The organism is Staphylococcus schleiferi, assembly GCF_025558325.1.
GTDB classification, from domain to species: Bacteria; Bacillota; Bacilli; order Staphylococcales; family Staphylococcaceae; genus Staphylococcus; species Staphylococcus schleiferi.
This window is the reverse complement of record NZ_CP094712.1, coordinates 867,409-891,179: the sequence shown is the minus strand read 5'-3', so window position 1 is coordinate 891,179 and position 23,771 is coordinate 867,409. Positions and strand designations below refer to the sequence as shown.

The following is a 23,771-nucleotide window of genomic DNA, read 5'->3' as shown; positions in this document are numbered from 1 at the left end:
GTGATTTTACATCATACCTGGCATGCCGCCCATTTGTGGCATGTCATTTCCTTTTTCTTCAGGTATATTTGCGACTACCGCTTCTGTAGTAAGGAACATTGCAGCAACGCTCGCAGCATGTTGTAATGCTGAACGTGTCACTTTAGTTGGATCCACGATACCAGCTTCTAACATATTGACCCATTCATCTGTTGCTGCATTATAACCTACACCTGGTTCTGCATTTTTCATTCTTTCTACGATGACAGAACCTTCTAAACCAGCGTTTTCCGCAATTTGGCGTACTGGGGCTTGTAAAGCTTTTAATACGATATTGACACCTGTAGCTTCGTCGCCTTCTGCATCAATTTCTTCAACATTTTTGAAGATATTCATTAATGCTGTACCACCACCTGCTACAATACCTTCTTCTACCGCAGCGCGTGTTGAGTTCAATGCATCTTCAATACGTAATTTACGTTCTTTTAATTCTGTTTCTGAAGCAGCACCTACTTTAATTACAGCAACACCACCTGCTAATTTAGCAAGGCGCTCTTGTAATTTTTCACGGTCAAAATCAGAATCAGTTTCTTCAATTTGTGCTTTAATTTGGTTTACACGTGCATCGATATTTGCTGAATCTCCGTCACCATCAACAACAGTTGTGTTGTCTTTAGTGACTTCAACTTTGCTTGCTGTACCTAACATATCGATTGTAGCTTCTTTTAATTCTAAACCAAGATCGTCAGTGATGACTTGAGCACCTGTTAAGATAGCTAAATCTTCTAACATCGCTTTTCTACGGTCACCAAATCCTGGTGCTTTTACTGCAACGGCAGTAAATGTACCACGCATACGGTTCAATACTAAGTTTGTTAAAGCGTCGCCTTCAACTTCATCAGCAACAATTAAAATTGGGCGATTAGATTGAACGATTTGCTCTAATAAAGGTAGGATATCTTGGAAAGATGAGATTTTTTTATCCGTGATTAAAATATAAGGTTTTTCTAACTCAGCAGTCATTTTATCCGAATCAGTAACCATATATGGAGATTGGTATCCACGATCGAATTGCATACCTTCCACTACATCTAATTCAGTATTAAAACCGCTTGATTCTTCAATAGAGATAACACCGTCATTACCTACTTTTTCCATAGCTTCAGAAATATAACGACCTACTTCTTCATCAGCTGCAGAAATAGCACCTACTTGCGCGATTTCTTCTTTATTTTCTACTTTTTGAGAAATATTATGAAGTGCTTCAATCGCTACAGCTACCGCTTTATCAATACCTTGACGGATACCTACTGGGTTTGCGCCACTTGTTACATTTTTAAGTCCTTCTTGAATCATAGCTTGTGCTAAAACAGTCGCTGTTGTTGTACCGTCACCAGCTATTTCATTCGTTTTATTTGCAACTTCTTGTACTAATTTTGCACCCATGTTTTCATATGGATCTTCTAATTCGATTTCTTTAGCGATTGTTACCCCATCGTTAGTAATTAAAGGTGCTGTAAATTCTTTGTCTAATACGACATTACGTCCTTTTGGTCCGATTGTTACTTTTACAGCATTTGCAAGTTTATCTACACCACGTAACATCGCTTGACGTGCATCTTCAGAGAATTTTAATTCTTTTGCCATTCAGAGTCCCTCCGTTGTTTAATATTCATCTGTTTTATTTATCTATTATTCAATAACTGCTAAAATTTCGTCTTCACTTAACACTAAGTATTTTGTATCGTTTCTTTTAATTTCAGTACCTGCATATTGTTGAAACACAACACGGTCACCCACATTCAATTCAGGTTTTAAACGTTCCCCATTTTCTAAAATGCGTCCTGGACCTACAGCAACGATTTCACCTTCATTTGATTTTTCTTTCGCAGAATCAGTGAGAACAATACCACTTTTCGTTGTTTGTTCTTGCTCTTTTTTCTCAATAACCACACGGTTTCCTAATGGTCTAAGCATGTGTTTGTGCCTCCTTATGTTGAACATAAATTTAGCACTTCAAGTTCTTAAGTGCTAATACATTTCTATAATAATCAAATTTGGTCAAAAATTCAAGCGATAAGTTTATCTCGGTTAAATCATAACTTTTTCGCTTTATAACTATGTAATTCGGCGCTATTTTTCTATCTATGATAAAATGATAGCATTGAATGGAGGAATAAAATGAATCGTATTTTAGTTTCTATATTAACGGTTGTATTTTACATACTTGCATTATTCACACCTACTTTCGCAAACGCTTTAGGATGGATAGATACACAACATCGTACAACCGCTTTGCACCAAACCATTTACATCCAATTGATTGCTTTTTTATGTGCAGCAATTATTATTTTAGTGATGCAATATACTGTTAAAAATAAACTTAAGTTTGAATTAGAACAAAAAGAGAAGAAACGTTATATTATCCCATGGATATTGGCTGGTTTAGGGATTGTCTATTTTGCACAAATTATCGTGAATGTATTAAGTGTTCTTATTTTTGGTACCAATCCAGTAAGTGAAAATACTTTTAGAATTTTAAAAGTTGCACGCGAAATGCCTATTATGATTATTTTAATTGCTATCATTGGCCCTTTACTAGAAGAATTTGTTTTTAGAAAAGTGCTATTCGGTGAAATCTATAACGCCATTCGAGCAAATAAAACGATTAAATTTTTAATCGCAACGACAATAAGTTCATTATTATTTGCCGTTGCACATATGGATTTTTCACATTTACTTGTTTATTTTGTTATGGGTGTCATATTTTCTGCCTTTTATATTTACACAAAACGTTTAAGTGTTTCAATCGGTATTCACATGGCTCAAAATGGCCTTGTCGCTTTAATCCAGCTAACAATGCCTGAAAAGCTATTAGAAGATGCGATGAAACAAGTTCAATTCATTCAATTATTTGTCATTCACTTCTTATGATTAATCTCACATATTGATACTCGCACTAATCAATCTTTTTACTTGTTAGTAAAGTAATATTGAAAAAGAGATGAAGTTCATTTTGAGCTTCATCTCTTTTTTATTCAATATTTAAATATGATGTCTTCTACGCCATAATATATAGCTAATTATACTAACACAACCTACTGACAATGCGCCTACCAATGAGATTGACTTCAAACTAAACGTATGTTTCGTATCAGTATCTTCATTATTCATATTCTTTTCTGTTAAGTTTTCACCATGTTGCTCAATTTTTTCAACTTTATCTTGTTGATGATCGTTTTCAACTGTTTTATCTGATGGCTTTTTTAAATCTGGCATAGAGCCAACTTTACCTGTAATTAACGCTAAAACTTGTTTATCGAGATTATTATAATATTTTTGTGTTGATAACGGATTAAAATATTGAAATCTAAAGTAATCCGAATTTTTTTGTAACTGATTTAAATAACTATTATTTAAAAACTGTTGCTTCTGATTGAGCTGTTGAACACTGAAATCAGCCAAATTTCCAGTTTGCTTAAGATTCTCTATTTGTTCTGTAAATAATGGATTATACTTATAACCCGTACCAATCAATTTTGAATAACGTTGATAGAAATCATTGTTTGATTGATTGTTACTTGCTTGATTTTTAGGTATAAAATGATCGGCTGTCCCATTAGGTTGGTAATGTGGAATGTTTGGATACGGAAACTGACCATTCGTGTTGGGTTGCGCCGGTCCATTTTGATGTGATGGATAGTTCGGATGACTTGTTGAGGCTCCTCCGTTTCCACCTTGCGTATTACTATCTTCTGGTTTTGGCGTATCAGGCTTTGGTTTAGGCTTTTGTCCTTGGTCAGACTGTTGATCTGAAGCTGGTGGCTTATCATCATGCTTAGGTGGTCGTTGATCCGAATCTGATGGTTTATCGTCATGTTTAGGCGGTTGTTGGTCTGAGTCTGACGGCTTATCATCTTTATCTGGCGATTCATGATCTGGTTTTGAAGGTAAATTGCCATCTTGAGATGAATCCCCTGTTTCATCTTTAGGAGGTGTTTCTCCACCTTGAGGTGACGTTTGACCTTGATCGGATGGTTGCGTATGATTCTCAGGTTTTATGGGTGCAGGATGTTCGTTGCCTCCATTATTACCATTTTGCTGAGATTCCTCGCTCTGTGTTTCCTCTTGAGAAGCATTGTTTGATGACGATGCATGTTCATTTTCTTGTTGAGTTTCGGATTTTAATTGTTCCGATTCTTTCTTATTTATTGTTGGTGCTTGTACATTTGTAACAGGCACAGAATTTGATTTTCCAATGCGATTATAACTTTCCTGTGTTGAGGAAGGTGTCGCAGTATATTGATGATTTACATTGTTATTTTGTAAAGATTGATTTTCTTTGTTTGTTGTTTCTTTATTTAGTAATGTCGTTTCATTGTACAGTCCGCTTTCACTTAAATACGCATTAGAATGAGATTGAGCATCATCTGTCATCGCATACGCGTGCGCATTTACATTTAAAAGTGGTTGGGTTAAACACAATAATCCCATCGTGTAGACCCCTGTTTTAGTAATCACTTTCCTAAAACTAGGCACTTTACGTCCAGACATCGACATCAACTCCTATTTTTAAAGTTGCTCGTAAAAGACAGTATATACAAAATCCTCTCTTAATTCCATCCTTATTGAAATAGAATTGCATACAAGACTCACTTTGTTTAAAATTTCTAACTTTAGTAAAATATATAGTAAAGATTGAAGTGAGGAGAATTGATCATGAAAATCCAACTTTTTCAATTTAATGTTGTTCCTGTAGACGCTGAAAAAAACCAAGAAAAAATTGCATCATTGTTTGAAAAACACATTAAGTCTAATACAGATGTCATTGTACTACCTGAAATGTGGAACAATGGCTATGCACTCTCAGAATTACAAACAAAAGCAGATAATGAATTAGCACAAAGTTACCCATTTATAAAAAAATTAGCACAACAGTATCAAGTCGATATTATTGCCGGTTCTGTCTCAAACAAAAAGAATAACGCCGTTTTTAACACTGCATTTGCTGTGAATCAAGCGGGCGAGAAAATCTATGAATATGACAAAATCCATCTCGTTCCCATGTTAGATGAACCTGATTACTTAGCTGACGGACAAAACGTTCCTTACGTTTATACCTTAACAGACGGTACAAAAGTTTCTCAAATTATTTGTTATGACTTAAGATTTCCAGAATTAAGTCGCTACCCTGCTGCAACAGGTGCAAATATTATTTTTTATGTCGCCCAATGGCCAGATGTTCGTCTTTCACATTGGAGACAGTTACTACAAGCTAGAGCAGTTGAAAATGATATGTATGTCGTTGCGGTTAATGGTTCAGGAAATGATGGTAAAACAACGTATGCCGGACATTCGATGGTGATTGATCCAAATGGACAAATTATAGAGGAAGCAGATGCACAAGAAGCGGTTTTAACAGTCGAATTAGATTTAAATCTTGTAACCGAACAAAGAAAAGCTATACCAGTATTCGACAACATAAGACCAAGCATTTACAAATACGCAACGCGAAGTGAATAAAATGAATACAAAAAAACAGGCGAGTTTGGGAGGGACTCGCCTGTTTTATCCATATTAAGGGAATGTTTAATTTACAGTTATTCTATTCAATTAATTGGGGATGTTATTAATTATGAAAAAATTTAGTGAATTTACCGATTATTAATATTGCTACAATGGCTTCTTAAATAGAAACCTAACTTTTACTTTTTACTTCAGCCTAAGTAAGGAAAAAGATAATAACAGCACTTAAAAAATACTATTATTTATTAGTGAATTTTTTAACTGTTTCTGCAATAAGTTTAACGAAATCTAAGATAGTACTAATGATATCTCCTGCCATTGTAGTGCACCTCCTTAATTATAAATAAATTCCAAAGACTTTAATAGATTGTTGCAGCCTTAGTTATGTAAGCTGAGCGAAGAATACATAAACTAAGATGTTCTGACTTTAACTTAATTCGGTACAATTTGTTTAAATCACTTTAAAATCCACAATTAAAATGATTAAAACAAAATGACTTTACCAAATCACTGTTGTGATTCTATATATATTAGAACATGGCTTTATAAAATTGTGTTAATTATTGCCTAAGTTATCATTTTTACTTCTTAACTGTTTAATATTTATGGTAATATACATATATATTTTATAAAAACTACAGTTAGGAATATAAAATGAACAGTTAGGCAAAAAATGTATTAATACATTAAATGTAATTTATAATGTAGTTAAGGAGGAAGGCTATTTGCACATTATAGATGACGTCATTGAAAGACTTGCACGAAAGTTACAAGCACATCAAAATCTTAGTCATATTGAATTTTTGAAAGTACGGTTAGGCATGCAGATAGTGGCGATTAATTTATTTAAAGGCATTGTAACTTACGGTCTTGCACTCCTGTTAAATATTTTTTTATACACGCTCTTCGTTCATATTATTTTTCTTATATTAAGAATTTTTTCTCATGGTGCACATGCAGAAAGTTCACTTATGTGCCATGTTCAAAATATTCTATCTTTCGTTCTTATACCATGGATAATCATCCAATATGACATTCCATTTATTTATTTGTTATGCTTAAGTGTAATAGGATGGTTTATTGTTGTTATATTTGCACCAGCAGCAACTCAGAAGAAACCTATAAAGCAAAGTAAAATAAAAGGACTTAAGATTAAATCAATTATTACTGCAACAATATTACTTGTATTATCATTATTTTTTCCGTCACCATTTGACAAGCTAATTACTTATGCAGTTACATTGCAGTCCATAACGTTATTACCTATATTTAATAATAAGGAGGAAATTTAATTATGAAATTTCTAGACTCACTTTTAAAACTTTTAACTAATGTCTTTGCTTCTATTAGTACTTATGCTAAATATCCACTTTGTATCGGATATTTTTACGAACCTGAAATCCCTGATGAACTTTTAGAAGAAGAAGAATAAAATGTGGAAAGCGTGTATAAACATTGAATCCAATAATCTCAACAATAATTATTGTATTTCAAACAATTATATTTACTTCAATCACGAGTATTATTCCAAAATATAGATATACAAAAAGGGATTACATTCTTATTTTATTAGGAATTGTAGGTCCCTCGCTTGTTTTTTACTTTGTTTTTGGTCAAAATAGTTTATTTTACTTAGTGATTGGATTTTTTGTATTTTACTATAAACGACAAAAAATTATGGGTATTATAACAGTATTAGTAACTATACTAGTATTAATTGTTAGCAATTTTCTAGGCGTACTTGTTTTTGCGTTTTTTATTAATCATGGTATTAGTACTAACGCTGGGTTTATTATTTATATAGTATTCTACACTATTTTTTGTTATTTTTTTGCTATTTTGTTTGTTGTTATATTTAACAAGTTCAAACTTTCGTGGCTTCACTTAAATAGATTTTATTTAACTATTTTAATTTTATTTTTAACAGTTGGTATTTATATATTCTTCTATCAAATGCCTAAATCAGCAAGTTCTATTAATGAATTAAAAACATTTGGCATTGTGTATTTTGTATTATTATTGGCTTTTACAATTATTTTCATAATGACAACATTAACGATATCTCGAGAAATCGGATACCAACACAAAAAACAAGAGGCAGAAGATTATTATAAATACACATTAGAAATGGAAAAGGTTAATAATCGAATGCGCAAGTTCCGTCATGATTACATTAATATTTTAGCAACAATGTCTGAGTACTTGCGTGAAGATGATCTAGAAGGTCTGAAAGAGTATTATCATAAAAATATTAATCCCCTAAAAGGACATTTTGAAACAAATTCTTTAAAATTAAATGGGATTGAGAAGTTAAAAGTGCGCGAAATTAAAGGCGTTATCACTACTAAAATTTTATCAGCTCAAGAAAATAATATCGAAATTAGCGTTGAAGTTGCTGATGAGATTTCATCTATTAATATGGAAATTATTGATTTGAGTCGTGTTTTAGGTATTATCATGGACAATGCAATCGAAGCTTCATTGACGGTTGAAGACCCAATGATTCAAATTGCATTCATTAAAACAGAGAATTCTGTTTTAATTATTATCATGAACAAAGCGCCAAAAAATATGCCAAAATTACATACCCTCTTCCAAGAAGGCTTTTCAACGAAAGGGAAAAATCGCGGTATCGGTTTATCGACTTTGAAAGAAATTACAGATAAGACAGAGAATGTTTTGCTTGATACAACGATTGAAAACCAATATTTTATACAAAAAATTGAGGTCATGAACGATGATGATTAAGGATGTGCGTAACTATGAAAATATTGATTTGTGAAGACGATCCAAAACAACGTGAGCGCATGGTATCCATTATTGAGAACTATATCATGATTGAAGAAAAACCTATGGAAATCGAAATTGCTACAGATAATCCATATGAAGTGTTAGAAGCTTCTAAAAACATGAGTGATATTGGCTGTTATTTTCTAGATATCCAATTAGAATCTGATATTAACGGGATTAAACTCGGAAGTGAGATTCGTAAGCATGACCCTGTTGGTAATATCATTTTTGTAACAAGCCATACAGAATTGACTTATTTGACATTTGTGTACAAAGTTGCAGCGATGGATTTTATTTTTAAAGACGATCCTGAAGAATTACGTACACGAATTGTTGATTGTTTAGAAACTGCATTAAAACGCTTAGATTTATTAACGAAAGATAAAACTGTTGAAACGTTAGAACTGAAACGCGGCAGCAATTCTGTTTATGTTCAATATGATGATGTGATGTTTTTTGAATCATCACCTAAATCACATCGTTTGATTGCACATTTAGATAATCGTCAAATTGAATTTTATGGCAATCTTAAAGAATTAGCGCAAATTGATGATCGCTTTTTTAGATGTCATAATAGTTTTGTACTCAACAGACATAACATAAGTAGTGTAGATTCTAAAGAACGCATTGCATATTTTAAAAATGAAGAGTTTTGTTATGTTTCAGTACGTAATTTAAAGAAAATATAAACAAGCAGGAAAAAAATCACCTGCTTGTTTTTTTATTGCCTTGTGTTCATTTCTAGATTATTCTTCTGGTATTTCTGTCGCAATATCAAATTTAGTCATTTTTAAATAGACTTGACCCGAATCCGTAACGACTTTAATTTTATTCGATGTAGTTTTCGGGAAAATGCGTGAAGTTAACACACGTTCACCTTCGTTGCAAAAAATTTCAATACTCGATGTATCTACAAATATACGTAATTGTTTTAACTCTGAGTTCAAACGTGTACTTCTTGATGTTCCTTCTACCGGAAATGGTAGTGCACCACTGTCAAAACGCTCGAGTATGACTTCTTTCGTTGCTGTCTCATAACGAATGACTGTCGCTTCATGACTAGAAGCGCGTAACTGTAATTCAAAAGCAGAGGATTCGTTTTCTAAAATATCAACAACCAGTTCATACTGGACCCCTTCATAGGGGTGGAGCTGTTTAATAAATTTATTAGCATAGCCTAGTGCTGATTCTTCGTTACTGCGCAATTTTCTCAAATGCATATGAGGTTTTTGTTTCAACATTTGATTTTCAATAGTCAATGTTCGAGGGAGTGTAAGACAGTGTGCCCAACCATCGGCATCTGTTGGGTACTCTACATCAGGTAAACCCATCCATCCTATTAAAACGCGTCTCCCCGCTTCATCCTCCATCGTTTGAGGTGCATAAAAATCAAAACCTGCATCTAATTCTTGAAAATCACCATGTTCGAATACGAGTGTTTCAAAATCTAATGTTCCTACAATATAGCCACTTAAATGGTTATTTTGATATGGGTCAGATTCCACACCTTCAGTGCAGAATAGTAAAATGTCTTTTCCATGAATTTGAAAATAGTCTGGTGAAGTCCACGTATGCCCAAAGTTCTGTAATTGTGTTTTAATTTCACCTTTAAAATGCCAAGGTCCTTCTGGTTGATTTGCGACATACATGAGAAGACAACCTGTTAAGTCTTCACGTTGTGCACCAATCACAGCATATAATTGATCTCCTTTTTCAAATACTTTCGGATCACTAAACTGCTGTGTATAACCTTCAGGTGGCGTACTGATTGCTGATGGAGATAATTTTTCTACTGTTCCATCGCCTTGTACTTTAGCAATGACTTGGCTATTTTCAGGCTCCCAATTTTCATCTCTATGGCTTGCAGTATACATATAATAAAGCGATGACTGATAAGAAAATGCACTACCGCTAAGTACGCCATGACTGTCATATGTCTGATCAGGACGTAAAACCGTACCCTTATCTTTGAAAGTCACTAAGTTTTCACTTGTTACTTGTCTCCAATATTTTAAGCCCTCTACTGGTCCTAAAGGAAACCACTGATGTGCGATATAATATTGGCCTTTAAAAAAAATTAAACCACTCGGATGACTGAGTAATCCTGTAGGTGGTTGAATATGAAAAATTTGACGATATGGAGAAGACTTTACTTTTTCCTGTAATGCTAAAATTTCCTTTTCATCTACTTCCTCATATTTACGATATCGCATTTCGCGACTCCATTGTTCCATAAGTATCCTCCTTATCTCATACTGCTGATCATATATGCCACCTGTTGTCACATATAAAACCAAACCTTGCACCTATTTTGATAATTTGCTGTTAATATGATACGACGCATTAAACATGTTAGAGTTATGTAAAATTAAAAAAGACGCTACATTTGAGCATCATGATTTTAATTTGCATTGGAAAAGTAAGCTGTCCCCACCTTAGCTCCTCCATATGATCTCAGTAGCTATTTTATCATAAAAATGTTTAAGCATGTCCTAAAATTAAGACCTTAGACCCTTTTATATTGCTTTATCTTAATATTTTAAACTACAATATCGTACAAAAAGCAGCTGAGTCACACCCCAACTGCTTTTTAACATATAGATTATTCAACTATTATTGATCGTGCTATCTTTTAGGCCTTTTGAATCGTAATCGTCCAAGACGCATGATCTACTTGTTCAAATTCAGTCACTGGATAATTTTGCTCTGCTGCCCAATTGGGAATAGCCTCTGTAGCTTGTGTACAGTCAAAGTCAATTTTCAGTTCATCGCCTAGTGCTAATTCTTCCATCTTTTTTTGTGCTTCAATTAAAGGAAATGGACAAACCATACCCACCGTTCCGAGTTCATATAACATTGTGAAGCTCCTTTCGTTTCATTTTTAAAAATTAACAGATTGTGTTGATGAATGCTTTTGTTGTTGGCGTGCTGCTTTTAAAGGCTTCACAAATAAGAAATAGCTCATAAACCATGTCCCTAAAATCATAGCCACTAAAGCAATCCAACCTTGCCACGATAATGCAGCAGTTGCAACTAAACCATTACCTATTGAGCATCCACCTGCGAGCGCTGCACCAAACCCCATACAAGCACCACCAATGACACTATTACGTATTGTTTTAATATCCGGTAGTCGCCACTTAAATTCTCTTGAACCGCGCGCTGCAATATACGATCCTATAAAAATACCTAAAACAAGAAAAACACCCCAGTCAATAAAAGAAACGTTTCCTGTTGTTAAAAAGGCGATTAAGTTCGCAGATGGTGTGGTTATACCTAGCCCACCTTCTCTACCTGTTGAAATGCTCATTGGCCAAGCGATAAGTGCAATGAAACCAATCGCAATCGCTGCAACAAAAGGATGAAATCGCTTTTCAAATAAAAAGTGACGTATCCCTGTATAGCGTGGTTTTAATTTAGATATAGCAATTTTTGATTTTGGCTTTTTCAACGTGGTCATAACCAAAAATAGCGTAACGCCAGTTAATAAGATTAACCATATCCAACTGGGTATCCCTGTAGATGTCGCCATGTCCGCTTCATAAACAGTTTGTTTATTAATAGTATCTTTCAGCGGTAATAGAACACCATATTTTGAGATTGCTGCAAATAGAGCATACATGAAAAGTGCTATCCAACTACCAATTAAACCTTCCCCCGCACGGTACCATGTCCCAGTGGCACAACCGCCTGCAAGAACAATCCCAATACCAAAAATAAATGATCCAACAATCGTGCCTACGACTGGAAATGTACCATTATCTATCGTGATAACACCCAATGAAGTTAATACATATAAGCCAATAGCTTGGATGCTAATCGCAATAAGCAACGCATAAAACATCTTATTATTTTTTTGAACGTACATATCTCTAAAGCCACCCGTTAAACAAAAACGCGTACGTTGCATGACAAAACCGAGTAAACTTCCCACAATCAATCCACTTATCACAGTCCAGATCAATATTCCTACCTCCTATATCCGATTAATATTATAGGTATTATAGAAAATAAGATCTTACTTTTCAAGTGCATTTCTAAAATAAATATAAAAATATATATCTTTTTCTCAAGTTCATTTGATTACATTTGTATTTTTAGACATCCATGCTCCAAGACCTGTCCTATTCTCACTAAAAAAAGAGTATAAAAATCTAATATCATCATTAGACATTTATACTCTCTTCAAAGCGCTATGTTTTAATTTGCTGTTCATCCAAACAAATCTTTTTGTATGTATGGATAATTATCATAAAAGGTTAATCATTATAATTTTTCATAAAGAATAATAATGATTGTAATTCCACACCTAAATCAATTTGATGTACTTGTACAGATTGAGGTACGTGCACACGTTTCGGTGTAAAATTAAGTATTCCTTTCACACCTGCATCTACAAGTGCATCGGCCACTTCTTGTGCCACCCTTCCTGGTGTAGCAATAATAATGACTTCTAACGCTTCAGTTTCAACGGTACTTTTTATCTCGTCCATTGATTTTACCGTCACATCACCCACTTGCGTACCAATGATTTCCTCACTGATATCAAAGGCTTCAGTAATGGTCATATCATCGTGAATTGAAAAGTTATAAGTGATTAATGCCTTACCTAAATTCCCTACGCCAACAATGCCTATTTTGATTTCATCAGAATCACTTAACTCAGATTTGAAGAATTCCAATAGACTATCAATATTGTAACCATAACCTTTTTTCCCAAGCTCTCCAAAATATGAAAAATCTCGGCGAATTGTTGCAGAATCTATATTTAAGCCTTCACTTATCGCTTTTGAATTCACACGATCTTCACCTTTAGCCTTTAAAATATTGACAAATCGGTAATATAAAGGGAGACGTTTTAAGGTCGCTCTAGGAATTTTATTGCTTTCTTTTCCCATTTTAAAGTCCTCCGTAGTCTTTCTTATGCGTGCACTCATATACATAGTATGTGATAATAATTATAACTTAATTTTATGGTTATGAAAACATTAAGTACTTGATACATATAGGGTTTATTGTACAATAATTAAGAATGAAAGGAGCATGCCATATGATTTTAATGCAATTAAGTCACGTCACCAAATCGTTTGATGGTGAAGAGATTTTTGAAGACGTCAACTTTGAAGTAAAAACCGGCGAACGAATTGGCATTGTAGGACGTAACGGTGCGGGTAAATCAACATTGATGAAAATCATCGCTGGTGTTGAAAACTATGATTCAGGCCATATCTCTAAAATCAAAGGCTTGAAATTAGGCTATTTGACACAACAAATGACATTAAATACCCAAAATACAGTCTTCGAAGAAATGGCCAAACCGTTTGCGCATGTTCAATCCATCTCAGAGCGTATGAAAGATGAAACCGATTGGCTTGCAACTCATGCGGATATGTATGAGTCAGTAGAATATAAAACGCATATTGATCAATACGAAAAGCTCTCAAATGAATTTGAACAGCTTGAAGGTTATCAATATGAAAGTAAAATTAAAACTGTTTTAAATGGACTAGATTTTAGTGAAGCAGATTATCATCGTCCGATTAATGATTTTAGTGGGGGACAAAAAACACGCCTATCATTAGCACAAATGTTATTAAGCGAACCTGATCTGCTTCTTTTAGATGAACCGACGAACCATTTAGATATGGCCACAACAGAATGGCTAGAAGATTATTTAAAATATTTCAAAGGCGCTATCGTTATTATTTCGCACGACCGATTCTTTTTAGATAAAATCGTGACTCAAGTTTACGATGTTTCATTGGGAGAAGTTAAACATTATGTCGGCAATTACGCTAAATTTATCGAATTAAGAGATCATTATTATCAAAAACGTTTAGCTGAATATGAACGACAACAAAATGAAATTAAACGTCTTGAAACTTTTGTGGAAAAGAACATTACACGTGCTTCCACGAGCGGTATGGCTAAAAGCCGTAGAAAAACTTTAGAAAAAATGGAACGCCTTGAAAAGCCGATGTTAGACGCTAGAAGTGCGAACATTCAATTTGATTTTGATCGCAATACTGGAAATGATGTCATGCACATTCAAGATTTAACGATTGGATATGTCGCCCCTATTACGCAACCTATACGATTTGAAATCAACAAAGGGGATCATATCGGTATTATCGGACCTAACGGGGTAGGTAAATCTACTTTAATTAAAACTTTAGCCAAACGTCTTCCACCTTTGTCAGGACAAGTAATTGACGGTGCAAATCTTAAAATTGGCTACTATGATCAAAAACAAGCAGAATTTCGTTCAAACAAAACAATTTTAAATTTTGTGTGGGATCAATATCGTCAAATGCCTGAAAAAGATGTGCGTGCCGTTTTAGGACGCTTTTTATTTACGCAAGATGACGTATTAAAAGTCATCAATGATTTATCTGGCGGTGAAAAAGCACGCTTGCAATTGGCATTACTCATGTTAGAACGTAACAATGTGCTCATATTAGACGAACCGACAAACCACTTAGACATTGATTCTAAAGAGATGTTAGAGCAAGCTTTAAAACATTTCCAAGGAACACTCATTTTTGTTTCGCATGACCGCTATTTTATCAACCAATTGGCGAATCGAATTTTTGATTTAAACGAAAAAGGTGGCACGCTTTATTTAGGGGATTATCAATACTATTTGGAAAAGCTAGAGCAACAACAAGCCCTTGCCGCTTACGATAACCAACAAAATCAAGCGACGGTTGAAGTAGATTCAAGCACTCAGCCAACGACTTATCAAGATCAAAAGACGCTTCGTCGTGAAAAGCGTAAAATAGAGCGCCAAATTGAAAATGATGAAAGCCAAATTTCTGAGTTAGAAGACAAGATTGCGGCGATTGATTTGCAAATGACAGATGAGGCTGTCATTAATGATTTCGAAAAAACACAATCTCTAGCTGAAGAACGTCAAAAAATCGAACAAGCATTAGAACAAGTGATGACAAACTGGGAAGAATTACAACTTTTGTTAACTGAATATGAAGATTAAGTGAAGTAAACCGAGTAAAATTTTCTACTCGGTTTATTTTTTTAATCACCTTCTGTTTACATTTCGTCCACATATGAAATGGCATAACACCAACTATCCACAAAGTTATCCTCATTATCCACAAGTTAAAGGCTAGAATATTCTATCCTTATGCACAACTATATACAACTTATCCCCAATTTTACGCCAATGTTATACACAGGTTCTTAACAACTTGTGCATAAGTACGCATGTTCTCTATTGACTTTTGCTTAATCAGAAAAGTGATCTTGAAATGTGAAATTTAAGCTATTTAGAGTTATATGTCTATATAAACAAACATCTAATTTTTAATGGTGATTAGAATGTATCACTTTTCTTTGATAAAAAAGGTGAGACAGAAATCGTTTGATTTCGTTGTCTCACCCTCAAAATAAAGTTGCAGTTTAAAAACGTAAAGCATTCATTATTCATGATCTAAATACATTTCAATATCCATACTGCTTTTACCATTTAACGCCATATCCCCACGTATTCCTTTTTCGTAAATATAATGGGCTGCTGCTCCAATCATCGCAGCATTATCCGTACATAAACGTGGTTCTGGAATCGCGAGTTCTATGCCTCTTTCACGCGTAGCTTGCTCTAAAGCTTTGCGAAGCCCTTTGTTACTTGCTACACCTCCAGCTACTATCAACTGTTTAACGTTGTAATCTTCACAAGCACGCATCGCTTTTCCAACGAGCACTTCCACTACGCTATTTTGAAAACTTGTCGCTACATTTTCAGGAATCACTTGTTCACCCTTTTGCTTTAGATTATGCAATTTATTAATCACTGCACTTTTCAAACCACTAAAGCTAAAGTCATAACTCTCAGGCTCTAGCCATACACGAGGAAATTGGTATGTGTCCTCACCTTGCGCGGCTAATCGATCAACCGCCGGGCCACCAGGGTAAGGTAAGCCAATAGTCCGTGCGACTTTATCATAAGCTTCGCCTACTGCATCATCTCGTGTTTCACCAATAATCTCAAATTGTAAATGATCTTTCATATAGACAAGCTCCGTATGTCCACCCGAAACAATTAATGCAATTAATGGGAATTTCAAACCTGTTCCAAGTTGGTTTGCATACACGTGCCCCGCTATATGATGGACCGGTATAAGCGGTTTATCATTAGCAAAAGCTAGCGACTTAGCAGCATTGACACCCACCAGTAACGCACCAATAAGACCTGGGCCTTGCGTTACAGCAACTGCATCAATCTGGTCCATTGATTTGTCTGCTTGTTGCAATGCATCTTCAATGATTAATGTTATATTTTCAACATGATGACGACTTGCGACCTCAGGGACAACACCGCCAAATCGTTTATGACTGTCAATTTGACTTAACACACTATTACTTAAAATTTCTGTACCGTTTTCTATTACACTGACACTTGTTTCATCACAACTTGTTTCAAGTGCCAAAATCGTTGTATTCTCAGTCATTTAAACTCACCCACATGACTAACGCATCCTCTCCATCACCATAATAATTTTTTCGTTTACCGCCATATTCAAAACCAAGTTTTTGATAAACATGCTGTGCGACATGATTATCTTCACGTACTTCCAAACTCATAACCGTTGCGATTGAAGATGCAAAATTAATAACATATTTTAATAATAATTGACCTAATCCGTAATCTCTATACTCCGGATCAATAGCAACTGTTGTAATTTGGGCTTGGTCAACTACGATCCATAAGCCTAAGTATCCGATAATTTTATTTTCGAACTCTACAACAAAATAATGGGCAAAATGATTTTGCTCCAATTCATAATAAAACGCGTCAATCGTCCACGAACTCTTTTTAAAGCTTATCTGTTCAAGGTCAAAAACAGCTGGAACATCTTCAAGCATCATATGTCTTATTTGAAGTTTCTCTTTTATTTCTGTTGATCCATCCAATTTTGTTCTGCCTCCGATAACTTTAAATATTGCGGTACAAACGTATGAATCTCACGCGGTTCACCTTTATATCGATACATTTTATCCGCTCTAGGCGGTTCAGCGATACATTGATATCCTTCGAGTTCATTTGTGAAATGTGTGACATCATCACCAATAAAGATAATATTCTCATTATTAGACCATTGTGAAATTAATTGAGATAACGCAATATGTTGATCTTCCATAACAGCGACTAACTGTTCATCTTGCCATTGATAAACACCTGCAAAGACATTCCCTCTTCGGGCATCAATGATTGGGATAATATAGGCATCTGAATATTCGATATTCGCAGCAATTGCCTTTAATGAAGAGACACCATATAACTGTATGCCTAAAGTGTACGCTAATGTTTTAGCCGTAGTGACACCAATACGCAATCCTGTATAAGAACCTGGCCCTTCTGCCACAATAATTTCATCTAAATCTTTTGCTTTAATTTCACATTGCGCAAGTAAAAACTCGATTAATGGCATTAATTGTATAGAATGATTGCGTTTAACCGTTGTAGTATGTGTGACTAAAACTTTGCCATCTTGTAAAACAGCAACTGATAAAGGTTGATTCGCGCTATTAATAAGTAAACTATACATGTGTCATTTGCTCCTTGATTTCTTCAAAATGTTGACCTTTTGCCTCGAGTTCGATTTCTCGTTCATCTTCATTGATCACTTTAATGTTAATTTTTAAAAATACATCCGGTAAATAATCTTTAATAAACGTACTCCATTCAACGACTGTAACTGCGTGGTCATTAAAAAATTCATCAAACCCTAAATCTTCATCGGAGTTCTCAAGTCGGTAGCAATCCATATGATGAAATTTTAAAGTGTCTCCTTTATATGACTTAATAATGTTAAAGGTCGGTGAACTGATGTGACGTTTGACCCCCAACGCTTTTCCGATAAATTGACTTAAAGTTGTTTTACCAGCGCCAAGATCACCATCTAATAACAACACATCTTGCGCTTTTAGAAGTGGTGTCAGTAAATTAGCGAACCTCTGCATTTCTGCTATATTTTTTATTCTCATACTTTCCGCACTCCTGACTTAATTTTCCTATCTATTGTAACAAATTTTTTTCTATTTGACCTTATCTGATTCTTGACATTTACTTTGAAATAAGAATGACGCTTAATTAATGTGTTTTAAGATTATTTTCAGAAAATTTTACATTTACTGTTGACTTAGAAGAAAAGATGCGTTAAATTTATAACACGTAATTTTTAGACAATTCTCTAAATTCTAAATTTTACTCATTCTCGTAATTGATAAAACCAATATAATTCAACATACATCACATTCGATTTTGAAGGGAGCGTTAGACAATGAAAACATATCCATGTATGACCCATACACAACAAAATAATATTGTCATTTTAATTTTACGCTCAGGACTGGAGCATTAGTAGAAATTTTACTAATCGCTTAAGTCCTATTTCTAATTGAATGGGACTTAAAGATACGTCCCAACACCAATTGGGGCGTATCTTTTTTTATTTTCAAAAATCAAGGGAGGCCATACAGATGAGAAGTGACATGATTAAAAAAGGAGATCAACAAGCACCGGCCAGAAGTTTATTACATGCGACGGGACAAATTAAATCCCCTACTGACATGAACAAACCTTTTATCGCTATTTGTAATTCATATATCGATATTGTTCCTGGTCATGTACATTTAAGAGAATTAGCTGATATCGCCAAAGAAGCGATTAGAGAAGCGGGTGGCATTCCATTTGAATTTAATACAATTGGTGTCGATGATGGCATTGCGATGGGCCATATTGGGATGCGTTACTCATTACCAAGCCGTGAAATTATCGCAGATGCAGCAGAAACAGTTATCAATGCCCATTGGTTCGATGGTGTCTTTTACATTCCAAACTGTGACAAAATCACTCCTGGTATGTTACTTGCAGCAGTGAGAACGAATGTCCCAGCTATATTTTGTTCTGGCGGTCCTATGAAAGCAGGATTGTCTTCCCAAGGTAAAGCATTGACACTCTCATCTATGTTTGAAGCAGTTGGTGCATTTAAAGAAGGTTCAATGAGTAAAGAAGACTTTTTAGAAATGGAACAAAACGCATGTCCGACTTGTGGCTCATGTGCAGGAATGTTCACTGCAAATTCAATGAATTGTCTAATGGAGATTTTAGGACTGGCATTACCATATAACGGCACAGCATTAGCAGTGAGTGATCAAAGAAGAGAGATGATAAAAGAAGCCGCAAAACAGTTGGTAGAAAATGTCAAAAATGATTTAAAGCCTAAAGACATTATCACGAAAGAAGCAATTGATGATGCATTTGCACTTGATATGGCGATGGGTGGATCTACAAACACTGTACTACATACGTTAGCGATTGCCAATGAAGCAGGCATTGATTACGACCTTCAACGGATTAATAATATCGCTAAAAAAACACCGTATTTATCTAAAATTGCACCTAGTTCAGCATATTCAATGGAAGATGTCCATCAAGCGGGCGGCGTACCGGCAATTATCAATGAATTAATGAAAAAAGACGGTGTCTTACATCCTGACCGGATAACTGTCACAGGACGAACACTTCGAGAAAACAATCAAGACAAAGAAATCACGAATGATCAAGTCATTCGACACTTAGATTCACCTTATGATCAGCAAGGTGGGCTATCTATTTTATATGGCAATATCGCTCCAGATGGTGCAGTCATTAAAGTTGGCGGTGTAGATCCATCCATCAAAACCTTTACAGGAAAAGCGATTTGTTTTGATAGTCATGACGAAGCGGTCGCAGCTATTGATAATCATACTGTGCGTGCAGGACATGTCGTTGTCATTCGTTATGAAGGCCCTAAAGGTGGTCCAGGAATGCCTGAAATGTTAGCCCCTACTTCATCGATTGTAGGACGAGGTTTAGGCAAAGATGTGGCATTAATTACAGATGGTCGTTTTTCAGGAGCAACACGCGGTATCGCTGTCGGTCATATTTCACCAGAAGCCGCTTCAGGTGGCCCTATTCGCTTAATCGAAGACGGCGATGAAATTACAATCGACCTCACTCACCGCACTTTATCCTTAAATGTATCACAAGACGAACTTGAAAAACTAGATGCGCAACAACAATCCTTTAAAGCAAAAGTAAAAACAGGTTATTTAGCAAGATATACCGCGCTTGTAACGAGTGCTAACACAGGTGGCATCATGAAAGTACCAGATGAGTTACTTTAAAAAGATGGAGGGATTCAAGATGACAAACACTGAAAAAGCAACGGATTATGCACAGACAGAGCAGTTGACTTCAACATTGCAACCACAGACACACACGTTGAAAACTGGTGCAGAATTATTGGTCGAAGCATTTTTAGAAGAAGAAGTTGAGTATATTTTTGGTTATCCAGGCGGTGCCGTTCTACCACTCTATGATACTTTTTATAACGGACAAATTCGGCATATCCTTTACCGTCATGAGCAAGGTGCCACACATGCTGCAGAAGGCTATGCGCGTGTGAGTGGTAAACCCGGCGTTGTCGTAGTAACAAGTGGCCCAGGTGCGACAAATGCGATGACAGGTATTGCAGATGCTTATAGTGATTCTTTGCCTTTAGTTGTCATCACGGGTCAAGTTGCAACACCCGGTATCGGTAAGGACGCTTTTCAAGAAGCTGATATTTTATCAATGACGACGCCAATTACGAAACATAACTATCAAGTTCATGATGTAAAGGATATTCCTAGAATTGTAAAAGAAGCATTCCATATTGCCAATTATGGTCGAAAGGGACCTGTCGTTATCGACTTTCCTAAAGATATGGGCGTCCTCTCTACTGAAACGACAAACGACAAAACAGTTAATACGCCTGGCTATTATGTGAACCACAAACCTGAAATTGATGAAATTCAAAAATTGACTGCATTATTAAAATCAGCCAAACAACCAATTGTTTTAGCGGGTGCCGGTGTGAACTTTTCAAAATCAAATGAAGCCCTCCTACAATTTGTTGAAAAATATCAAATTCCTGTAGTGACTACTTTACATGGCTTAGGTGCTATTCCTTTTTCCCACCCCTTATTTCTTGGGATGGGCGGCATGCATGGTTCCTATGCGAGCAATATGGCACTAACGGATTGCGATTTACTCATTAACTTTGGTTCTCGTTTTGATGACCGTCTTGCAAGCCAACCAGAATCATTCGCACCACATGCCAAAATTGTCCATGTTGATATTGATCCATCTGAAATTAACAAAATTATTAGAACTGATTTAGGTATCGTTGCTGATGTAGGTGCCGTATTAGCTGCATTATCAAAGTATCGTATTGAAGTTCCCAATCATCAAGATTGGCTCAATACTGTTAATGCCAATAAATCAAAGCACCCATTCAAATATCTTCCGTCTGAACAACGCGAATTCAGCCGACCGCAACGGGTTATTGAATACATTGGTGAGATTACAAAAGGAAAAGCTTATGTCGCAACTGATGTCGGCCAACATCAAATGTGGGTGGCTCAATTTTATCCATTTGAAACCTATGGTCAACTCATTACAAGTGGTGGCTTAGGAACGATGGGCTTTGGTATCCCAGCAGCAATAGGCGCTCAATTTGCGAAACCTTCTGACACAGTCGTGGTTTTTGTTGGTGATGGTGGCTTTCAAATGACGAATCAGGAAATGGCCTTACTCAATGAATTTAATTTGAAAATCAAAATTGTTCTCATTAATAATGGCACACTCGGTATGGTTAAACAGTGGCAAGACAAATTCTTTAATCAACGCTTTTCTCATTCTGTATTCAATGATCAACCTGATTTTAGAAAATTAAGTGAAGCCTATGGGGTTAAAAGCTTTTTAATCGATGACAATCAGAAACTTGAATCGCAAATCGATGCAGCCTTTCTTCATGATGGCCCAGCGTTAATTGAAGTTAGAATTTCACCAACGGAACCTGTATTGCCAATGGTTCCAAGTGGTAAAGCAAATCATGAAATGGAGGGCTTACTATGAAGCGAACGTTTAAGTTACGTGTCTTTGACAAAGCAGGAACGTTGAACCGATTAACCAGCCTATTTGTTAGACGCCAAATTAATATCGTAAGCATTACAGCTACCCCTACTTTAGAGGAAGGTATTTCAGAAATTACTTTTATCGCGGAAGTTCCAGATAATGAAAAACAAAGAACAATTATTCAACAATTAGAAAAGCAAGTAAATACTCTTCTTGTTCAAGATATAACAAGTACCAACAGCTTTAACAGAGAATTACTTTTAATTAAGTTAAAAAAGCCTTTTCAACAATCCGACTTGATGCAAGTTATCGAACCTTATGATGCGCTAGTTTCTGTATTAAAAGAAGATGGGCAATATACGTTTATTCAAGCGACAGGCCCTCAATATACGTTAAATCAACTTCTTGACGATCTATCATCATTTCAAATTGATCAAGTCGCACGCACAGGCACAGCAGCAATTATCTAAAAATATGTACATATGGAGGTCGTTTAATATGGCAAAAGTATATTATGACAATTCAGTTGAAAATGATGCATTACAAGGAAAAAAAATCGCAATTATTGGTTATGGCTCTCAAGGCCACGCTCATGCACAAAACTTAAAAGATAATGGTTACGACGTGGTCATTGGAATCAGACCGGGTAAATCTTTTGATCAAGCAAAAGAAGATGGCTTTGATGTATTCACAGTTGGTGAAGCCGTTCAACAATCTGATGTCGTTATGGTTTTATTACCAGACGAAATCCAAGGTGATGTCTATAAAAATGAAATTGAACCTCATTTAGAAGCGGGTAATGCCCTCGCATTTGCACACGGCTTTAATATTCATTTCAATGTGATTAATCCACCAAGTGATGTCGATGTGTTTTTAGTTGCACCAAAAGGGCCGGGTCATTTAGTTCGACGTACATTTGTTGAAGGCTCAGCAGTCCCTGCCCTCTTTGCTGTTCACCAAGATGCATCAGGACAAGCTCGAGATTTGGCCTTAAGTTATGCAAAAGGTATTGGCGCAACACGTGCAGGTGTATTAGAAACCTCTTATAAAGAGGAAACAGAGACAGATTTATTCGGTGAGCAAGCAGTTTTATGTGGTGGGGTGACACGCCTCATTCAAAGTGGTTTCGAAGTTTTAGTTGAAGCTGGTTACCAACCTGAAATTGCATATTTTGAAGTTTTACATGAAATGAAATTAATTGTTGACCTCATGTATGAAGGCGGACTTGAAAATATGCGCTATTCTATTTCAAATACTGCAGAATTTGGGGATTATGTATCTGGACCACGTGTCATCACAGAGGATACGAAAGCCAACATGAAAGCTGTACTTAAAGATATTCAAGATGGTCGTTTCAGCCAACGTTTCATTGATGATAATCATAATGGATTTAAAGACTTTAAATCTATGCGACAAGCACAACAAGATCATCAAATTACACAAGTAGGACAATCATTGCGTGAGATGATGCCATTTATTAAATCGAAAAGCATTCAGAAATAATTGTTAGGAG

General features: G+C 35.4%; 23 protein-coding genes. 11 read left to right on the top strand and 12 right to left on the bottom strand.

What is annotated here, in order from left to right; genetic code table 11:
• Positions 1-6: 6 nt before the first annotated feature.
• Both groL and groES read right to left on the bottom strand, forming a co-directional pair.
• Positions 7-1,626 (bottom strand): chaperonin GroEL, encoded by a 1,620-nt coding sequence (gene groL, locus MUA40_RS04010; RefSeq protein ID WP_126496285.1) that lies wholly within the window; start codon positions 1,624-1,626, stop codon positions 7-9.
• 45 nt (positions 1,627-1,671) lie between these two features.
• Positions 1,672-1,956 (bottom strand): co-chaperone GroES, encoded by a 285-nt coding sequence (gene groES, locus MUA40_RS04005; protein ID WP_016425569.1) that lies wholly within the window; start codon positions 1,954-1,956, stop codon positions 1,672-1,674.
• A 204-nt stretch (positions 1,957-2,160) separates the two neighbouring features.
• Between groES and mroQ the strand changes: the two genes are divergently transcribed.
• Positions 2,161-2,913, top strand: coding sequence for an intramembrane glutamic endopeptidase MroQ (gene mroQ / locus MUA40_RS04000; RefSeq protein WP_016425570.1), 753 nt, complete (start codon positions 2,161-2,163; stop codon positions 2,911-2,913).
• Positions 2,914-3,024: 111 nt separating this feature from the next.
• On the opposite strand, the gene MUA40_RS03995 is transcribed toward mroQ, so the two are convergent.
• Positions 3,025-4,533 (bottom strand): SdrH family protein, encoded by a 1,509-nt coding sequence (locus tag MUA40_RS03995; protein ID WP_016425571.1) that lies wholly within the window; start codon positions 4,531-4,533, stop codon positions 3,025-3,027.
• Positions 4,534-4,698: 165 nt separating this feature from the next.
• Here MUA40_RS03995 and MUA40_RS03990 point away from each other — a divergent pair, with 165 nt between their 5' ends.
• Entirely contained in the window at positions 4,699-5,502 is an 804-nt protein-coding gene (locus MUA40_RS03990; RefSeq protein WP_262569921.1) for a carbon-nitrogen family hydrolase, read from the top strand.
• 241 nt (positions 5,503-5,743) lie between these two features.
• On the opposite strand, the gene MUA40_RS12115 is transcribed toward MUA40_RS03990, so the two are convergent.
• The gene (locus tag MUA40_RS12115; RefSeq protein ID WP_154840309.1) at positions 5,744-5,824 is read right to left on the bottom strand and encodes a delta-lysin family phenol-soluble modulin; all 81 of its coding nucleotides are present in this window, start codon (positions 5,822-5,824) and stop codon (positions 5,744-5,746) included.
• Between the two features lie 406 nt (positions 5,825-6,230).
• Here MUA40_RS12115 and MUA40_RS03985 point away from each other — a divergent pair, with 406 nt between their 5' ends.
• From MUA40_RS03985 to agrA, 4 genes are read left to right on the top strand one after another with little or no spacing between them, the layout of a single operon-like run.
• The gene (locus MUA40_RS03985; protein WP_167732715.1) at positions 6,231-6,797 is read left to right on the top strand and encodes an accessory gene regulator AgrB; all 567 of its coding nucleotides are present in this window, start codon (positions 6,231-6,233) and stop codon (positions 6,795-6,797) included.
• A gap of 2 nt (positions 6,798-6,799) precedes the next feature.
• Complete coding sequence (gene agrD, locus MUA40_RS03980) at positions 6,800-6,937, top strand: cyclic lactone autoinducer peptide AgrD (RefSeq protein WP_016425574.1); 138 nt, start codon at positions 6,800-6,802, stop codon at positions 6,935-6,937.
• Between the two features lie 23 nt (positions 6,938-6,960).
• Positions 6,961-8,253 carry a quorum-sensing sensor histidine kinase AgrC gene (agrC, locus tag MUA40_RS03975; protein WP_016425575.1) on the top strand — a complete coding sequence of 431 codons (1,293 nt, stop codon included), beginning with the start codon at positions 6,961-6,963 and terminating at the stop codon, positions 8,251-8,253.
• Positions 8,254-8,267: 14 nt separating this feature from the next.
• Positions 8,268-8,984, top strand: a complete 717-nt coding sequence (gene agrA / locus MUA40_RS03970; protein WP_126496535.1) for a quorum-sensing response regulator AgrA — start codon at positions 8,268-8,270, stop codon at positions 8,982-8,984.
• A 57-nt stretch (positions 8,985-9,041) separates the two neighbouring features.
• On the opposite strand, the gene MUA40_RS03965 is transcribed toward agrA, so the two are convergent.
• The 4 genes from MUA40_RS03965 to MUA40_RS03950 form a co-directional block, all read right to left on the bottom strand.
• On the bottom strand, positions 9,042-10,529 hold the full coding sequence (locus MUA40_RS03965) for a sucrose-6-phosphate hydrolase (protein ID WP_016425577.1): 1,488 nt from the start codon (positions 10,527-10,529) through the stop codon (positions 9,042-9,044).
• A 398-nt stretch (positions 10,530-10,927) separates the two neighbouring features.
• Positions 10,928-11,152, bottom strand: coding sequence for a sulfurtransferase TusA family protein (locus tag MUA40_RS03960; protein WP_016425578.1), 225 nt, complete (start codon positions 11,150-11,152; stop codon positions 10,928-10,930).
• A gap of 24 nt (positions 11,153-11,176) precedes the next feature.
• Entirely contained in the window at positions 11,177-12,259 is a 1,083-nt protein-coding gene (locus tag MUA40_RS03955) for a YeeE/YedE family protein (RefSeq protein WP_167732716.1), read from the bottom strand.
• Between the two features lie 295 nt (positions 12,260-12,554).
• Entirely contained in the window at positions 12,555-13,193 is a 639-nt protein-coding gene (locus MUA40_RS03950; protein WP_016425580.1) for a redox-sensing transcriptional repressor Rex, read from the bottom strand.
• A 152-nt stretch (positions 13,194-13,345) separates the two neighbouring features.
• Here MUA40_RS03950 and MUA40_RS03945 point away from each other — a divergent pair, with 152 nt between their 5' ends.
• The gene (locus MUA40_RS03945; protein ID WP_167732717.1) at positions 13,346-15,289 is read left to right on the top strand and encodes an ABC-F family ATP-binding cassette domain-containing protein; all 1,944 of its coding nucleotides are present in this window, start codon (positions 13,346-13,348) and stop codon (positions 15,287-15,289) included.
• Between the two features lie 445 nt (positions 15,290-15,734).
• Here the strand turns inward: MUA40_RS03945 and tsaD are convergent, their stop codons facing one another.
• From tsaD to tsaE, 4 genes are read right to left on the bottom strand one after another with little or no spacing between them, the layout of a single operon-like run.
• On the bottom strand, positions 15,735-16,763 hold the full coding sequence (gene tsaD, locus MUA40_RS03940) for a tRNA (adenosine(37)-N6)-threonylcarbamoyltransferase complex transferase subunit TsaD (protein WP_016425582.1): 1,029 nt from the start codon (positions 16,761-16,763) through the stop codon (positions 15,735-15,737).
• Positions 16,756-17,226, bottom strand: coding sequence for a ribosomal protein S18-alanine N-acetyltransferase (gene rimI, locus MUA40_RS03935; protein WP_016425583.1), 471 nt, complete (start codon positions 17,224-17,226; stop codon positions 16,756-16,758). The genes tsaD and rimI overlap by 8 nt, the downstream gene beginning before the upstream one ends.
• Positions 17,205-17,861: a tRNA (adenosine(37)-N6)-threonylcarbamoyltransferase complex dimerization subunit type 1 TsaB gene (gene tsaB, locus MUA40_RS03930; protein WP_016425584.1), complete on the bottom strand. Its 657-nt coding sequence runs from the start codon at positions 17,859-17,861 to the stop codon at positions 17,205-17,207. The genes rimI and tsaB overlap by 22 nt, the downstream gene beginning before the upstream one ends.
• Complete coding sequence (gene tsaE / locus MUA40_RS03925) at positions 17,854-18,300, bottom strand: tRNA (adenosine(37)-N6)-threonylcarbamoyltransferase complex ATPase subunit type 1 TsaE (RefSeq protein WP_016425585.1); 447 nt, start codon at positions 18,298-18,300, stop codon at positions 17,854-17,856. The genes tsaB and tsaE overlap by 8 nt, the downstream gene beginning before the upstream one ends.
• Positions 18,301-18,795: 495 nt before the next feature.
• On the opposite strand from tsaE, the gene ilvD reads away from it, so the two are divergent.
• Genes ilvD through ilvC form a run of 4 tightly spaced genes read left to right on the top strand, consistent with a single transcriptional unit; the run spans position 18,796 to position 23,761 of the window.
• Complete coding sequence (gene ilvD / locus MUA40_RS03920; RefSeq protein WP_262569920.1) at positions 18,796-20,484, top strand: dihydroxy-acid dehydratase; 1,689 nt, start codon at positions 18,796-18,798, stop codon at positions 20,482-20,484.
• 19 nt (positions 20,485-20,503) lie between these two features.
• Positions 20,504-22,258 carry a biosynthetic-type acetolactate synthase large subunit gene (ilvB, locus tag MUA40_RS03915; RefSeq protein ID WP_016425587.1) on the top strand — a complete coding sequence of 585 codons (1,755 nt, stop codon included), beginning with the start codon at positions 20,504-20,506 and terminating at the stop codon, positions 22,256-22,258.
• A complete protein-coding gene (gene ilvN / locus MUA40_RS03910; protein WP_016425588.1) occupies positions 22,255-22,728 on the top strand; it encodes an acetolactate synthase small subunit in 474 nt (157 codons plus the stop codon). The genes ilvB and ilvN overlap by 4 nt, the downstream gene beginning before the upstream one ends.
• A gap of 28 nt (positions 22,729-22,756) precedes the next feature.
• A complete protein-coding gene (ilvC, locus tag MUA40_RS03905) occupies positions 22,757-23,761 on the top strand; it encodes a ketol-acid reductoisomerase (RefSeq protein ID WP_228446197.1) in 1,005 nt (334 codons plus the stop codon).
• Positions 23,762-23,771 lie beyond the last annotated feature (10 nt).

What these genes read in the sequence shown, in the direction of transcription:
- ilvD (WP_262569920.1), top strand. Translation starts at nt 18,796, where the DNA reads ATGAGAAGTGACATGATTAAAAAAGGAGATCAACAAGCACCGGCCAGA.
- tsaD (WP_016425582.1), bottom strand. Translation starts at nt 16,763, where the DNA reads ATGACTGAGAATACAACGATTTTGGCACTTGAAACAAGTTGTGATGAA.
- groES (WP_016425569.1), bottom strand. Translation starts at nt 1,956, where the DNA reads ATGCTTAGACCATTAGGAAACCGTGTGGTTATTGAGAAAAAAGAGCAA.
- agrA (WP_126496535.1), top strand. Translation starts at nt 8,268, where the DNA reads ATGAAAATATTGATTTGTGAAGACGATCCAAAACAACGTGAGCGCATG.
- MUA40_RS03990 (WP_262569921.1), top strand. Translation starts at nt 4,699, where the DNA reads ATGAAAATCCAACTTTTTCAATTTAATGTTGTTCCTGTAGACGCTGAA.
- tsaB (WP_016425584.1), bottom strand. Translation starts at nt 17,861, where the DNA reads ATGTATAGTTTACTTATTAATAGCGCGAATCAACCTTTATCAGTTGCT.
- MUA40_RS03965 (WP_016425577.1), bottom strand. Translation starts at nt 10,529, where the DNA reads ATGGAACAATGGAGTCGCGAAATGCGATATCGTAAATATGAGGAAGTA.
- MUA40_RS03960 (WP_016425578.1), bottom strand. Translation starts at nt 11,152, where the DNA reads ATGTTATATGAACTCGGAACGGTGGGTATGGTTTGTCCATTTCCTTTA.
- MUA40_RS03950 (WP_016425580.1), bottom strand. Translation starts at nt 13,193, where the DNA reads ATGGGAAAAGAAAGCAATAAAATTCCTAGAGCGACCTTAAAACGTCTC.
- tsaE (WP_016425585.1), bottom strand. Translation starts at nt 18,300, where the DNA reads ATGAGAATAAAAAATATAGCAGAAATGCAGAGGTTCGCTAATTTACTG.
- ilvB (WP_016425587.1), top strand. Translation starts at nt 20,504, where the DNA reads ATGACAAACACTGAAAAAGCAACGGATTATGCACAGACAGAGCAGTTG.
- ilvN (WP_016425588.1), top strand. Translation starts at nt 22,255, where the DNA reads ATGAAGCGAACGTTTAAGTTACGTGTCTTTGACAAAGCAGGAACGTTG.
- ilvC (WP_228446197.1), top strand. Translation starts at nt 22,757, where the DNA reads ATGGCAAAAGTATATTATGACAATTCAGTTGAAAATGATGCATTACAA.
- MUA40_RS12115 (WP_154840309.1), bottom strand. Translation starts at nt 5,824, where the DNA reads ATGGCAGGAGATATCATTAGTACTATCTTAGATTTCGTTAAACTTATT.
- MUA40_RS03995 (WP_016425571.1), bottom strand. Translation starts at nt 4,533, where the DNA reads ATGTCTGGACGTAAAGTGCCTAGTTTTAGGAAAGTGATTACTAAAACA.
- agrD (WP_016425574.1), top strand. Translation starts at nt 6,800, where the DNA reads ATGAAATTTCTAGACTCACTTTTAAAACTTTTAACTAATGTCTTTGCT.
- MUA40_RS03945 (WP_167732717.1), top strand. Translation starts at nt 13,346, where the DNA reads ATGATTTTAATGCAATTAAGTCACGTCACCAAATCGTTTGATGGTGAA.
- groL (WP_126496285.1), bottom strand. Translation starts at nt 1,626, where the DNA reads ATGGCAAAAGAATTAAAATTCTCTGAAGATGCACGTCAAGCGATGTTA.
- mroQ (WP_016425570.1), top strand. Translation starts at nt 2,161, where the DNA reads ATGAATCGTATTTTAGTTTCTATATTAACGGTTGTATTTTACATACTT.